Below are 13884 nucleotides of genomic sequence, written 5' to 3' on the forward strand. Positions count from 1 at the left end.
CAAAAATTGCCAGGATAAAAATTTGAAGAACGCCAAAAACACATACCTTTCCGACCGTCGCACTGCCGTCGCGGAAGCGAAGATCGCCATGCTGAACGCCTATCGTGCTGCTGCAGCCGAACCCGCCAGACTGGTGAGACAGGCAGAACGCCTTGCCATCGCCGAAGCCAGGCAAGAGCGGCGCCTTGCGCGCGAACGGGTAATAACCGAGGAACGCGAGCGTCTGCTGGCCGAGGCAACCGAACAGCAGGCGGCGGCAGATGCCGCAACTCGCGCCGAAAGTGAAGCACGCGAGATAGCCGAGAAAAACCGCATCGCCCGTGTGATCGAAGACGAGGCTGCCCGCAAGTCTGAGCGCGATCGGCGCTATGCCAACCGCAAGGCCAGACAGGCCTAAGCATTGTCGGGATCCGGCGGGCGAGGCAAAAGCGGTGGGTCCGCAAGCCTGCCGCAGCCTAGTCAGGTCGTTCCCCCCGAGGCCGCCGCAATCACATTTCTTGCGGCGTTTTTCCAATCCCGGCCAATCAGCGTGGCGTAAACTGCTGAGAGGTCCATTCGCATAGACAGGAACTCTCATGGCAGAAAATACCGGTGAACTCCAGGCGATCAACACGGCCTGGCAGATCGCAATTCAGGAAATCCTGCGCATGGTGATCCGCGACGTGTATCATGTGGGAGGCGAGGTCGCTTTCATGAACCACATTAAACGCATCGAAGAGGCTGCGGTCGACGGCATCTATACGGACCTGCGGTTACGCGGGACCGATGACTGGACGGAAGTACTTGTTAAGGAAAAGGCGAGCAATTTTGTCACCACGTTGCTGACGTCGTTCACGTTTGATCGCGCCTGATCATCCCGGCGACGGAGAAGCCGCTCTTCATTATAACAGCGGCCTTCCAGATAGTCGAACGCCGCGTCATTGAGGACATAATTCCGATAATTGCCGCGCAGCAAGGACAGGAAATTCAGCCGCGATTTCGATTTCGTGGTGCGGAAAACCGTAAAGTGCTCACTGCCGATTTGGGTGGTATAGAAATTAGAATGAGCATGGCGAGCTCCGGTGCTGGAGGATCGCTCAATGGGTGCGTGCAGCGGTCTGTGTCCGCGTGCTGGCGCAATTGACGCAATAACCCCGGATTTCGATCGTCGTCTTTTCAGGCTGGAAGTGCTGCGCCTTCTCCCAATCAAAAAGGCGGCTGGTTATCAACTCGTCGTGGAATTCGGTGACCTGTCCACAGTTTTCGCAAATGGCAAAGGCGGTAACGCCGTGAACGTGGTCCTCGATCGGGTGAGAGCAGGCGACGAAAACATTCAGGCTTTCCAGGCGATGGACCTTGCCCAGTTCTAAAAGCTTGTCCAAGGCCCGGTAGACCTAAAGAGGCGCACGGATACCATCGTCGCGTAGCCGCTCCAGGATGGCATAAGCGCTTACTGGTTCCCGGGATTTTTGCAGCACGCCTAGAACAAGCGCCTGATTTCTCGTCAGCAGGTCTGAGTTCGCCAATTGATCACCATGATGAGGGTCAGGTGTAAACGTTATAACCTATTCCATTTCGTATTCCAGGATCATGCCTTATCAAGGCTTTGAAACTTCGGGATCGAAGACATCCTGCGCTGCATTTTGATGAATCACATTAGGCGAAGCGCGCGATCTGAGCGGCAGTCGGCCGAGCAGATAGAATCCCGCGCTGAGGGCCGTTATCCAGAAGCTCGTCGGCCAGTCGGTATGGTAGGCAAGCGTTATGCCGAGCCAGGCCTCGATCAGAGCAATCAACGCGGAAAGGCCGACGCCGGTGAGAACCTTGCTTGTCAGTTGAATTGCGGTTGCTGCAGGCCCCACCATCAAGGCAAAAACCAAAAGCACGCCGACGATCTGCGCACATTCGGCGGTGCTCAAGGCCACGATGGCCAGGAACAATATCGAGTAACGCCGCAGGGACAGGCCCTTCGCCTCCGCTAATTCCGGTTGAAGGCTGACGAATAGCAATGGCCTCGAAATCACCGCCAGCATTCCAAGACTGACGACGCCGAGAGCAAGCAATGTCCAGATCGTGCTCACGTTCACGGCAAGCACGTTGCCAAAGAGCAATGCCGTGGCCTGCGTCGCGGACGTCGTGAAGAAGTGAAGGAATAGCAGGCCAAGCCCCAGAGACAATGCGAGCACCAGTCCGATCGCGACGTCGCGTTCTGCGAGCTTCTCGCCCATGGCACCCATTCCGATACCGGCCGCCACGGTCATCAAAACCAGTCCCCAGAGCGGCGGAATGCCGATGAGAACGGCGCCCGTCGCGCCTGTGAATCCGACGTGGGCGAGCGCGTGACCCGCGAAGGTTTGGCCGCGAAGGACCAGAAAATAGCCGACCGTTCCAGCAAGGATCGCGACAATCGTTGCTGCCGCGAAAGCGTGGCGTATGAAGTCGTATTCAAACATGGCGCGCTTTTTCCAGCTCCGCGGTGTTCCAGTCGCTTCCGTCATGATCATGCCGGTGGGGCTGATGCTCGATATCGTGGCCACCAACCATCACGAAAATCCGACCGTTGACGTGCACGACATCGATCTGCGATCCGTAGAGCCGCGACAGGACGGGGGAGGTGACAACGTCTTCCACAGCACCGAGAGCAGCCTGACCGCGACCAAGGTAGAGAACCTTATCCATAACACCAAGCAGTTGGTTCAGTTCGTGAGCACTGAACAGCACGGCGACACCCAATTCGCGCTGGACGCGTCGCACCAGAGCGAGAATCTCCTGCCCCCGATGCGGATCGAGACTGATCAGCGGCTCGTCCAGCAACAGCAGGCGTGGCCGCCCGACAAGCGCCTGGGCCAGGACGAGGCGTTGCCTCTCCCCGCCCGACATTTCACCAAGCCGCCGGTGAGCCAGATCGTGGGCGTCGACCATTTCAAGCGACCGGTGGATTTCGGCTCGTTCGGCCTTTCCGTGCAGCGGCAATCCCAGCCGGTGGCCATTGACCACGCTTGCAACGAAATCCCATCCGCTCAAACCCATCGTGGCGGGGGCCGCACGCGCTTGAGGCAGGTAACCTATCGCGACATTCCCACGTGTCGCGGGACGGCCGAGCACGGAAACGGTCCCGCGCGACGGCGGCACAAGTCCCAGAATCGCCCGCATCAAAGTGGTTTTGCCAGCGCCGTTCGGCCCCAGGAGCCCGACAAATTCTCCCTCGGAAATGGAGATACTGACATCGCTGAGAACGACCCGGTCTCCAAGTGTGAGAGTGACATCGTTGAATTCGACGGCGCTGGCGGTTGTCATTCCTTGACCGCCTTGCCGATAGCGTCAAGCTCGCCCATCACCCAATCCTGGAATTTCGTTCCCGGTGGCTCGGTCTCCGTCGCTCCAACGACGGGGACCTGCGCCTCCTTTGCCAGGGACAGCATGCGATCGGCCAGTGGATCGGAGGCCTGGCTATTATAGATCAGCACCTTCACCTTGTGGTTCTTCAAATCGTCCTGGAAGGCAGCCACATCGGACGCGCTCGGTTCGGTACCGTTCATGACCGCAAGCTGGAACGCCTGGTTCCTGACCTCCGTGCCGAGCGCCTCGAGCGTATATCCGAAGACAGGTTCGGTTGCGGTCACCGGAACGCCAGCCAGGCGCGTTTTCAGGGAAGCGATTTTAGCGTGGATCGGCTCGAGCGACTTCTCGAATGTCGCCAGCCGCTGTTGGTAGTCGGCTGCATGGGCGGGATCAAGCGCGCTCAGTTGCTCTGCCAGCGCCTTGGCGAACGCGGGCATGGTTTGCGGATCGTACCAGATATGCGGATTGTCGCCGGTCTTCTTGCCGATGAGATCCGCAACAACGATTGTTTTGCGCTCCGGCCTTGGCAAAGCGCCAATGAGATCCGACATCCACGGGTCGTAATCCGCGCCATTGTAAACCACGAGGCTGGCCGCCGAGAGCCCGCGCGCAACCGACGGGCTCGCTTCGAACTCGTGCGGATCCTGATCGGGATTGCTGAGGATGCTGGAAACGGTAACCTCGGGTCCAGCAATCTGTTGTGCCACATCGCCGTAGAAGTTCTCGGCAGCGACGATCGTGATCGGATCGGTAGCCTGTGCGGTCGTCGCTAGAAGCAAGCCCAGTCCCAGCCATGGGAAAAGTTTTTTCATCTTTGATCTCTCCGACTGTGCCCATCGACGACATCGCTTCGGGCGAAGGGGGCAACGATATAAAATAACATGACGTGATGATATAACGTACAGTCCCATTCCTGCTCAAGAGCTAATTTCTCGCAGCGACAACGGTCCACGTTAATTAAGCGCGCTCTTCTAAGCTTTGGCGACGAGTTGACAGGTCGCAAGCGTAGCCGTGTTTTCAGCTACCGTAGATATCTCGCAACTCAAAGCGAAGGCACTGATCCCCGCCTGCCATGCGACTAAAGCACGGGTCGCAAGTTCGAACCTCTTCAAGAGCAAGGCCGTCCCGAGCATCGGGTTTAAGATTGTGCTCGAACCGTGTGAAACATCCGAAATCGTGGGTGAACACCTTGAAACGACACTCAATCGGCGCCTTGACGGCGAAGAATGCTGGACGGATGTCGCCTAGCCTATGCTCATCCTCACGTCTTCGATGGTTATTCGACGCCCCCTGTCGGCTGCCAGTTTCTTGCTCCAAAAGCTGTCGCGTTCGGCGCGAAGCGCCTGCGAATCTGCAATTGCCGCTAGACCGCCGGCCGGCCGATGGCGGAGTACGCGCTATATCTCCGGCCTAACAATGCTGCGCGACGAGCCGCTCGAGTAATGCACGTCTCATGGGCTCGGCGGCGCCGACCAGCCATCGTTCGGGTATGACGTCAATGTTCGAAAGTCGTGAAGACGGCTGGTGACACTCGGACCGTATTGTCATAATTGGAGTTAGTGCTCGACTAAGCTTTTGAAGAGACGAGGAAAGTCCCACAAATCGGTTTGACATGAACGATCCGAAACTAAACCGGAAAACAAAATCGAAAAAGTCGAAGGCACTGCTGGGTCAGCTGGCAGCGATTCCCGAAAAGCTGTTCGCAGGAGCGTTTCTCCAGCAATACGGCGCGCTGTGTTTTCGTTACCGGGATGGCGGACCAGATATTGAAGTCCTGGTCATCACCTCCCGTGACAGCAGGCGTTGGGTGATACCGAAAGGGTGGCCGATGAGGGGGATGAAGCCGTTCGAGGCAGCAGCAATCGAGGCTTGGGAAGAAGCCGGCGCGCGTGGAACGGCGGTGAAGAAGCCGGTTGGCCGTTACACGTACCTCAAGGATCTCGACAATGGTGATGTCGGACCCTGCGTCGTCGACGTCTTCCAGATTGAAGTCTTGGAGTTGAAAAGTGAGTTCAAGGAACGAGGACAGCGCATCCTTGAGTGGGTGGCGCCGGACGAGGCGGCGCGGCGGGTGCGCGAGATAGAACTCAAATCGCTGCTTATCCGATTTGAACCGCGTCGGCAGAAAAAGCGCGCCCAAGGCTGAAATCCTTGCCGCGGGCATCGATCCGAGTACCCAGCTAAGTTTGCCGGCAGGCATCATATGGACTTGACGAAAAGCATCATTTATCGAATCATGTCACGTAATAACATTACGTATAGGAATTTCCGGGCGCCGCCACGTTCAGCCGGGTATCCACCCGGAGGTAGAGATGACTCGCTACCTGACGAAAGTCGGATATCGGAACACTGCACAGCTGCTCGGCGAAGTGACGCACACGGCGCCGGATGGCTCCCGTTGCACATTGATCGTCGTACAAGGAGCGATCCGCAATCAAGGCGATGCCTGGAACTGGATGCTCAGCAACCTGCGCCGCGCGATCGACGAGGTGATAGTGACCGGCGTCCAAGCGGACATGGCGGATGAGCACTTGAGGCCTCTGGTCGATTTCGCCGCGACCATTGGCAGGCGGCTCGGCGAATTGCATGTGGCGCTGGTGCAACCGACCGAAAGTGAAGATTTGCCCCTCTGATGCGAATGTCGAAGTTTTGGAGATGCAACTTGCACGGCGCTCCTCCAACATGACCTGGCACAAAATCGACGCCCGTCAGGACATTGAGGTCATTTGCCAAGATATCTTGGCGAGATCCGCTTCAAAATGACCTCCGCCAAGATCAAGATCTATCCTCATCCCATTTTCTGACGCAACAACTGAAGAATGTTTTGGCGGCAGGTTTCGACCAGCGTTAGACTATCCGCTCAATTCATTGACCCCGATCAATGTTGCTTCCTGTGACTGATCATATTCTTCATTGATCGAGCCGTTCAAGATAAAATGGCGGTTGTCAAGAGCTACCCCGTATCAGGTACGAGAAAGGATGCGAAAACCATGAATGCGACTTATACGCGAACAGGTGAAGCACTCCTTGCCGGCGCCGGCTACTCTCTCCCGCTTCAGCAAGGCTGTGACTTTCGCCTCGATCATAAAGCCAACAACGGGTGGCAAATTACAGTTCTGTCGCCCCGCGCCTATGCGTGGGTTCATAAGGAATTGTTCAGTCCTCTCGGTCAATGCTTAAGCGATAGCGTCCAAGTGGATATTTTGGGCGCGGACCAATTTCTGAAAGATGCATGTGCGTTCGGATTCCGAACCGAATTTGTCCGCAGAAGCGGTAGAGACATTTACTGAGGTAAAACATGTACAAGACGATCGTCTGCGCGATAGGGCTTGGATCACGGGAAAGAGCAGAGCATCTGATGCACACGGCTCAGGCACTTCTCGACACCGACGGAAGCTTGCATGTTGTTCATGTCGTGGAGCGTTTTCCTTCACTCGTGAGGCAAGGTCCGGATGATTGGGCTGTCTCGGTGATTGACGAAGCGGAAAAGAAGCTCGCGCAGCTCTGCAAGCGGCTTTCGGTTCCTGCACTTATCCATGTCCGCACGGGCCGTGCCGCCGATACGATCCTGGCAATTGCCACTGAAACCAAAGCGGATTTAATCGTTGTCGCGGCTCACGTGCCAGACGTCCTCGATCGCGTATTCGGGTCCACAGTCGACCACATCGTGCGTCACGCGAAGTGTTGCGTGCACATCGTTCGCATTTATTCCGAGACGAAACAATGACGATTGACGGTGTCGACCACGGTTTTAACAGGCAGTGGGTCGCCGCCGAAACCGATCCCGGCGGAAAACTGGCCGACGATGGCGCCGATCTCATGTCGCGCCGCGTTGTGCTCGATAGAGCATGGGCGCGTAGCCGAATCCGGCAACGCGAACAAGCTTATGTCTGAGATCACCGACCCACTAAGCAAAGCCGACGTCAAACGGGGATCCGGTATCCAGTCTTTGATCCCGCGAGCCTGGCCTACGCTGCTGCTTGTGCTGGCGGCCGCAGGACTTGCCGCCGGTGCGCTGCTGCAGTGGTTTGCCATCCCCTCCTGGTCCGTTTTGATCCTGGTTAGCGCAACGGTCGCTGTTTTGTCCGCACTTGTGCTCGAGGTTCTTTTCAGTCTGCGCAAAGGAGAATTCGGCCTCGATATCATCGCCGCTCTCTCCATGGCAGCTGCACTCTGGTTCGGCGAATATCTCGCAAGCGCGATCATCGCCGTGATGTATGCCGGCGGACAATTTCTCGAAAGCTATGCCCAAAAACGTGCAGAGAGCGGAATGACGGAGCTTCTGGCGCGAGCGCCGCGCTTGGCTCTGCGGGTCACCGACGCGGGTCTGTCGGATATTCCCATCGCCCAGGTCGTTCCTGGTGACAAACTTCTCGTTCGCAAAGGCGATGTGATTCCGGTCGACGGGCGTATCGAGGGTGGGCTTGCCGTCTTGAATGAGGCAGCCCTCACCGGCGAATCCTTGCCGGTGCGGCGGGATGCGGGGCAGATGATCATGAGCGGCGCATCCAATGTCGGCGATGCCTTCGAAATGATCGCAGTCTGTTCGGCTGCCGAGAGCACCTATGCCGGCATTGTCCGCTTAATCGCACAGGCGCGAAGCTCCAAGGCGCATATGTCGCGACTTGCGGATCGATATGCGCTTGCCTTCCTTGCATTGACACTAACCATCGCGGGACTTGCCGCGTTCCTCTCTGCCGATCCCGCGCGGATTGTCGCGGTCCTTGTCGTCGCGACGCCTTGTCCCCTTATCCTGGCCGTCCCCGTCGCGCTCGTCGCAGGAATGTCGAAATCTGCAAGAACCGGCGTCCTGATCAAAGGTGCGAGCGTTCTGGAAGCAATGGCGACAATCACGGTCGTCGTGTTCGACAAGACCGGCACTCTGACAACCGGCGAACCGACCGTCACGCGGATCGAGACGGACTTGGATCCCGATGAGGTGCTGGCCCTTGCAGCATCCGTGGATCAGGCGTCCGCGCATACGATGGGTCGTACCGTCGTCGAGGAGGCGAAGCGACGCGGCCTCAGTCTTTCGAAGCCCGCGGCGGTCACGGAAGTGGCGGGAGAGGGCATTGAAGGATTTGTTGGCAATCGCAAGGTGGCGGTCGGTGGTTGGAGTTTCATTGCCCCCAAGGTGAGGCTTATGGCGCAACCTTTGGAAGCCGCCAAACGTTCGGCCATGATCTATGTGGCGGTCGACGGAGAGTGCGCCGGCATGATCTTCCTTGAAGATCCGGTGCGAAACGATGCCCCAGCGGCCATCGACAATCTTAGACGCTCGGGTGTCAAGCGCTTCACGCTTGCTACCGGCGACAGGATGGAGGTCGCGAGCGCAATTGGCGATGTTCTTCATCTCGATGCCGTGAAGGCGCAACTCACGCCGGTCGAAAAGGTCGAAACAGTTAAAACGGAAGCCAAGCACGGACGCGTGATGATGATTGGCGACGGTGTCAACGACGCGCCCGCATTGGCTGCCGCCGATGTCGGCATCGCAGTTGGCCAGCGTAATCTTGCTGCGGCGGCGGAAGCTGCGGACGTGGTCTTGTTGCGCAACGACCTCCGCCATATCGCAACCTCGCTGGAAATCGCGCGTCAATCCCGAAGGATCGCCCTTCAGAGCGTCTATTCGGGAATTGGGCTTTCAGTCATAGCGATGATTGTAGCGAGTTTCGGATATCTGACGCCGGTGCAGGGGGCGCTTCTGCAGGAGGTTATCGATATAGCGGTCATCTTTAACGCGTTGCGCGCCCTTTAATGAGAAAGCAAGGCCGGCATCTCAAGATTCGCAAGCAGCGACCGGGTGACCCCGCCAAGGATGAATTCGCGCAGTCTGGAATGCCCAAATGCTCCAGCGACGAGCAAGTCCGCGTAATTTTCCTTCGCGACGAATTGAATGACATTGGCGGCCTGTTCCCCATGGGCTTTGATCGAGACAGCTTCGACATTCAAGCCGGCGTTGCCAAGCACGGTTGCGAATCGGTCGCGGGCCGTCTCGTCGATCGCCTTATCATCGGTGACGGAGATCAATACGACCCGCGATGCATTTTCCAAGAACGGGCGTGCGCCTGTCAGCGCCCGCGAAAGAGCAGCGCTTCCATCCCAGGCGATGGCTGCCGTATCAATCCGGCCGCAGAAATTGTCCGGTGGAAACAGGACAAGAGGCCGGCCACTTTCAAACAGAATGCTCTCGATAATTGGTCTCGCTGCTTCGGACGCCTCGACGAGCGAACAGTCATAGGCGCGCGAAAGCTCGGCCAGTGTACTGGCGAGGAAGGGCTCCTGCGCTTCGAATGGCCGAACGAAGGCGTGTATTCCCGCCTTCTGCGCATAGTCGCGAACCGTTTCGCTCACTGCTTCTCCACTGTCGCGGCTAAAACGTTCCGCTTCGGAAATCATTTTCTCCGCCTCGATGGCCAGCGGGAATGATTGCCGAACGGCAGGTATTCTCACCTGTAAAACGCTTGCGGTGAGGTCGGCCTTTTGATGGCGGGCAAAGTCGACGGCATTCTGGACGATCGCAAACGAGCTGCTTTCCGGATAAGTCACCAACGGCAGATGGAATTGAGGTTTCATGCCGATCTCCTCTCGCACGTTGCCATCAGCATTGCGTAGTCTGTCTGCCTTCGCCTTGATGAAAATCAAGATTTACCAGCCTCTCGAGGGGCTATCTGCTTTGCCGCGAAAGGATCGGCGCCATTCGCGGCTATCACAATGCCGCTGCAGTCGATGCTGCCTCGTTGGTATTTGATGCGGGTCAATGAAGTGCCGAGCAGCAAGGCTTTTAATCAAATTGCGTCTCACGAAGACGATTGCATAAGGACCCAGTGGTCATTGTAACGAAGAGGAGAATGATATGGCCGATACGGCAAAGAAGCTCCCTGTGAGCACGGAGAACAAGCCGGCACCCGCGATGCCGCGCTGGTCGCCATTCGAGAGCCTCCGGTCGGAGATGGATCGTGTATTCAATGAATTCACGCCCAACTTTTTCGACCGCCCATTCGCGCGCTTCCCCACCGCCATTACGCGCGGGATGCCAGCCGTCGACTTTGTCGAGTCCGACAGGTCCTATGAGCTTACCGCGGAGCTTCCTGGGATAGAGGCTAAGGAATTGGACGTGGCGCTCACAAATGGCATTCTGACGATCAAAGGCGAAAAGCAGGAAAGCAAGGAAGAAAAGGCCACGGAATACTATCTTTCGGAACGCCGCTACGGCTCGTTCCAGCGTAACTTCCAGCTTCCGGATGGCATCGATACCGACAAGATCGAGGCCTCTTTTGCGAACGGCGTTTTGAAGGTGGTTTTGCCAAAAACGCCTGGCGCACGAGAGAACGACCGGAAAATCACGGTCAAGACAGCTTGAGGGAGATTTAAAATAGAGAGAGGCCGACGGACGAGGGGAGGGCTAGCCCTCCCTTTTCCGGTAGCAATCGAGATGACGGCGACTTCCAACAATCGCAACGCCTCGAACCGACCAATATGAAAAGCGCCGCGAACTGCCGCGGGCTCCGTTGTCACCGGGCGAGAAACAGAGGTATGTCGGAATCTTCCAGCATCGATCGCGTCACGCCTCCAAATAGACGCTGTTGCAGCCGCGGATGATTGTAGGCACCCATGACAATCAAGTCGGCAGAGATGTCGAGCGCGTGCTGACGCAGCGCTTCGTCGACCCGCCGCCCACCGCTTGCGATCCGATCAACAACGACATTGACGCCGTGTCGAACAAGAAAGGTCGCAATATCCGCGCCGGGTTCTTCCCCGTTGACGGAGCGCGCGGCCAGCGGATCGACGAGCGTAACATGGACCGCATCGGCAGCCCGCAAGAAGTCGATTGACTGGCGGGAAGCCCGCGCCGCTTCGTCGCTGGAATCCCACGCCAGCAATATTGCTTTTGGCGCAGGCCCGATCGTTTTGCTGCCCGGGTTGACAAGCATCGGTGTCGGCGATTGAAATAAGGCCCCGTCGATCACCCTTCGCCGAAGATCCTCGTTGCTCGCGGCTTGGGCGCCGATGAGGACGAGATCGGTATAAAGTGCTCGCTCAGCAATATCCTGGTCTGCCCAGGCGGATTCGGTGTAAACTTCCTGTATGTCATAGGATGCCACGCTCCTGCCGAGCAATGCTCTTATATCGGTCGCCTTCTCGGCCAAGGCGTCGATCTCGCGTTGTCGATCTTCAAGCCAAACGGCGGAAAGGACGTTATAGGCGCCAAAAGGGGGAGCCGTGCACAACGAAATCACAAGCGTGGTTAGATGGGCGCCATGTGCTTGGCAAAAATCGACTGCGCTCTGCACGTCATTGTCGAAGCGATTGACGTCAAGCACACTCAGGACAGTTTTGATGGTCATGGCCAGTTCGCCTTTCGTGTTGGAGATAAGCAAAGCGTATTCTTTATTGCGTCACCAAATCCTTGATCTCGCTCAAAGTGCACGAGGGTGAGCGCTTATAAAGTCGATGTATATCCGAGGAGAGGCGATGACTGGTCCAGTCTTACGTTTCCACGTGCTGCGAGGATCATCGTTCCCGAGTTAGAGGAACGGTCACAAAAGACCACCGATTGAAAGGGACGTGCCACGGTTTTACGGATGGCTAAGAAGCCCTCGATGAGGAAATCGGTGGAAACCAAATTCCAAGGGAGGAAAGTTATGTTGATAACAGATCGGGAATGCCAGAGAGGTGGCGAGCGATTTGCCATACCGACGCTTGGTGAAATCGAGGGAAAACTCATTATTTCGGAAGTTGTCGCCGCAAGTTGCCTGCGTCAGCTCCTTGCCGAACCAGAGGCCGAACCCTTATCCTCAATAAGGCGAAGGATCAAACAAGCACTTCAAATTCGATGCAAGAGAGCAAAACTTTGCGGCGACGACACCGATGCAGCCGTGGAATACGCTTTTCAGTTGCTCGATGCGGCCGTGGAAGCTCTTGGTAATGAACCCGAACCGAGTTCAACTCGAGACAAGACGGTCCATCGGCTGAGCAATGCGGCAGTATCGCCGCGCTAACGACGAACATGTGCCGAACTGGCTCGGTATTCTGATGGCGACCTCAAAGCGGACAGATTGTTCTGGGCCGTGAGGCTTATTGCGCGAGCTGGTCCAATTCATGTGAATGTCAGTTTAGATAAGCATCTTACACCCCGACAGAATTAAACCCTTGGGAGCTCCATTTCCATGGCACAATCGATATCGTCAAACTACAGCCCGACTCAACGCCTTCTTCACTGGACCATTGCGTTGCTGATTTTCTTTAACCTGCTGTTCCCCGATGGCATGAATGCATGGCACCGCATCATAAGGCAGGGCGGGACACCATCGGCAAATGACATATCTTCCGCAAACATCCACGCTTATGTTGGAATAGCTATATTGCTCCTCGCAATAGTGCGCCTGGGCGTGCGTATTATGCAGGGAGTGCCAGATGAGACTGCAAACGAACCGGCGCTGTTCCGTGTCGCGGCCCGATTGGCGCATGTAGCTTTGTATCTATTGATTTTTGCATTGCCCTTGTCCGGCATTGCTGCCTATTACTTTGGCATCGAGGTGTTGGGCTCGATACATGCCGGCGTATTGAAAGTCCTGCTGTGGGCCTTGGTTGTCGCTCACATCGCCGGGGCTCTGGCCCACCAGTTCTATTGGAAGACGGACGTCCTTCGGCGAATGACAATCGACTAAAGGCAAGCTTTCGATGTTCGTGCCGATTGAGCTCGAATATCGAGAACTTGCCGTTCCTGCCTGGTAATCGGTGGAGGTCTCTCCGAACGGATTCAGCGCATCTTCGAAATAGCAAGGCAGGAGCGGCGGGCCGAGGAGATGGGCAGCCGTTCGATTGTTGTGGACGTCAGCTGCCTGGGCGCGGAGGCCATCCCACTAGCCATGCCTCCGTCGCCCCGCCCAAGCCATGCGAGTGCAACTAGATCGATCTGTTTGTCTTCGTTTAAAGCCCAAGTCGCACTCTCAGGCTCTGCCTCGACCGGATCATCGCTATGATCCTCCAAGACCTCGATTATCGACAGAAGGATTTGATCCTGGGTTCGGTCACAACGTCCTTTACATCGAACTCCCTGCCCTTGAGGATGAAGTAGCAAACCTTTTCAGGCGAGATGGTTGGCTTCCAACTCATCGTTTTGTTCCGGGAGCGTCTTTAGTCTTTACCCTCGAAGCTATTTTCGTCTTTGGGCGGATCAACCTGACCGCATTTCTTCAATCTCGGGGATGGGCAACATGGTGAAGTCCTTTGCAATTTCCTCCCTGATGGCGGCGCGTACGACCGATGTAGCTTTTTCCCGAAGAGCGCCCAGGGCTTTCGGCGGAGCGGCGATCGTCAAATGCCTGATCTTCCAATCGCGGACCAGTTCATCAAGTCTGCGGGCGACATCGCCAACGAACATCTCTTCCGCTCGCCGCCTCAAATCCATTTCATTGACCGAACTGCGGGACGGACCCTGCGATTGACAAACCCTGCCTTCATGATCCTATGGGGGTGCGCCGGGAGACCGGCAAGGAGTAGATGGTGAAAGTCCATTACGATGAAGGTGTAGCGAACCACGTCGGCCCCGAGCCGTGCGCA

The 13884-nt window shown here is 56.8% G+C and carries 14 protein-coding genes and 5 pseudogenes; 10 read left to right on the forward strand and 9 right to left on the reverse strand.

Going from position 1 to position 13884, the window contains the following annotated elements:
- Positions 1-22: 22 nt before the first annotated feature.
- Both PY650_RS32640 and PY650_RS32645 read left to right on the forward strand, forming a co-directional pair.
- Complete coding sequence (locus PY650_RS32640; protein ID WP_285884102.1) at positions 23-397, forward strand: DUF6481 family protein; 375 nt, start codon at positions 23-25, stop codon at positions 395-397.
- 178 nt (positions 398-575) lie between these two features.
- Entirely contained in the window at positions 576-851 is a 276-nt protein-coding gene (locus PY650_RS32645) for a hypothetical protein (RefSeq protein WP_285884104.1), read from the forward strand.
- Positions 852-889: 38 nt separating this feature from the next.
- Here the strand turns inward: PY650_RS32645 and PY650_RS37555 are convergent.
- The 5 genes and pseudogenes from PY650_RS37555 to PY650_RS32665 all read right to left on the reverse strand — a co-directional run.
- Positions 890-1066, reverse strand: a pseudogene (locus tag PY650_RS37555) (IS66 family transposase); the annotation flags it as partial.
- Between the two features lie 10 nt (positions 1067-1076).
- Positions 1077-1490, reverse strand: a pseudogene (locus tag PY650_RS32650) (Fur family transcriptional regulator).
- 87 nt (positions 1491-1577) lie between these two features.
- Complete coding sequence (locus PY650_RS32655; RefSeq protein ID WP_285884106.1) at positions 1578-2432, reverse strand: metal ABC transporter permease; 855 nt, start codon at positions 2430-2432, stop codon at positions 1578-1580.
- A 331-nt stretch (positions 2433-2763) separates the two neighbouring features.
- Positions 2764-3276, reverse strand: a pseudogene (locus tag PY650_RS37560) (metal ABC transporter ATP-binding protein); the annotation flags it as partial.
- On the reverse strand, positions 3273-4133 hold the full coding sequence (locus PY650_RS32665; protein ID WP_285884110.1) for a metal ABC transporter solute-binding protein, Zn/Mn family: 861 nt from the start codon (positions 4131-4133) through the stop codon (positions 3273-3275). The gene PY650_RS32665 and the pseudogene PY650_RS37560, both read right to left, overlap by 4 nt.
- Before the next feature lie 800 nt (positions 4134-4933).
- On the opposite strand from PY650_RS32665, the gene PY650_RS32670 reads away from it, so the two are divergent.
- The 5 genes and pseudogenes from PY650_RS32670 to PY650_RS32690 all read left to right on the forward strand — a co-directional run bounded on the left by PY650_RS32670 (position 4934) and on the right by PY650_RS32690 (position 9076).
- Positions 4934-5467, forward strand: coding sequence for an NUDIX hydrolase (locus PY650_RS32670; protein WP_285884111.1), 534 nt, complete (start codon positions 4934-4936; stop codon positions 5465-5467).
- Between the two features lie 130 nt (positions 5468-5597).
- Positions 5598-5939: pseudogene (locus PY650_RS32675) on the forward strand (alpha-amylase); the annotation flags it as partial.
- 680 nt (positions 5940-6619) lie between these two features.
- Positions 6620-7048: a universal stress protein gene (locus PY650_RS32680; protein WP_285884112.1), complete on the forward strand. Its 429-nt coding sequence runs from the start codon at positions 6620-6622 to the stop codon at positions 7046-7048.
- Positions 7045-7215: a hypothetical protein gene (locus PY650_RS32685; RefSeq protein ID WP_285884113.1), complete on the forward strand. Its 171-nt coding sequence runs from the start codon at positions 7045-7047 to the stop codon at positions 7213-7215. Before PY650_RS32680 ends, PY650_RS32685 begins: the two co-directional genes overlap by 4 nt.
- Positions 7208-9076, forward strand: coding sequence for a heavy metal translocating P-type ATPase (locus tag PY650_RS32690; RefSeq protein WP_285884114.1), 1869 nt, complete (start codon positions 7208-7210; stop codon positions 9074-9076). Before PY650_RS32685 ends, PY650_RS32690 begins: the two co-directional genes overlap by 8 nt.
- Here PY650_RS32690 and PY650_RS32695 read toward each other — a convergent pair.
- Positions 9073-9894 (reverse strand): universal stress protein, encoded by an 822-nt coding sequence (locus tag PY650_RS32695; protein WP_285884116.1) that lies wholly within the window; start codon positions 9892-9894, stop codon positions 9073-9075. The genes PY650_RS32690 and PY650_RS32695 overlap by 4 nt on opposite strands.
- A gap of 280 nt (positions 9895-10174) precedes the next feature.
- On the opposite strand from PY650_RS32695, the gene PY650_RS32700 reads away from it, so the two are divergent.
- Positions 10175-10681: an Hsp20/alpha crystallin family protein gene (locus PY650_RS32700; RefSeq protein WP_285884117.1), complete on the forward strand. Its 507-nt coding sequence runs from the start codon at positions 10175-10177 to the stop codon at positions 10679-10681.
- A 151-nt stretch (positions 10682-10832) separates the two neighbouring features.
- On the opposite strand, the gene PY650_RS32705 is transcribed toward PY650_RS32700, so the two are convergent.
- A complete protein-coding gene (locus PY650_RS32705; protein ID WP_285884118.1) occupies positions 10833-11666 on the reverse strand; it encodes a universal stress protein in 834 nt (277 codons plus the stop codon).
- A gap of 297 nt (positions 11667-11963) precedes the next feature.
- On the opposite strand from PY650_RS32705, the gene PY650_RS32710 reads away from it, so the two are divergent.
- Both PY650_RS32710 and PY650_RS32715 read left to right on the forward strand, forming a co-directional pair.
- Positions 11964-12320, forward strand: coding sequence for a hypothetical protein (locus tag PY650_RS32710; RefSeq protein WP_285884119.1), 357 nt, complete (start codon positions 11964-11966; stop codon positions 12318-12320).
- A gap of 168 nt (positions 12321-12488) precedes the next feature.
- Positions 12489-12989 carry a cytochrome b gene (locus PY650_RS32715; protein WP_285884120.1) on the forward strand — a complete coding sequence of 167 codons (501 nt, stop codon included), beginning with the start codon at positions 12489-12491 and terminating at the stop codon, positions 12987-12989.
- Between the two features lie 92 nt (positions 12990-13081).
- Here the strand turns inward: PY650_RS32715 and PY650_RS32720 are convergent, their stop codons facing one another.
- Together PY650_RS32720 and PY650_RS32725 are read right to left on the reverse strand one after the other, a co-directional pair.
- Entirely contained in the window at positions 13082-13402 is a 321-nt protein-coding gene (locus tag PY650_RS32720; RefSeq protein ID WP_432761613.1) for a DUF3775 domain-containing protein, read from the reverse strand.
- Positions 13403-13498: 96 nt separating this feature from the next.
- Positions 13499-13777 (reverse strand): annotated as a pseudogene (locus tag PY650_RS32725) (host attachment protein); the annotation flags it as partial.
- Between the last annotated feature and the right edge of the window lie 107 nt (positions 13778-13884).

Origin of the sequence: Martinezella calliandrae (assembly GCF_030272695.1) — a bacterium.
GTDB classification, from domain to species: Bacteria; Pseudomonadota; Alphaproteobacteria; order Rhizobiales; family Rhizobiaceae; genus Rhizobium; species Rhizobium calliandrae.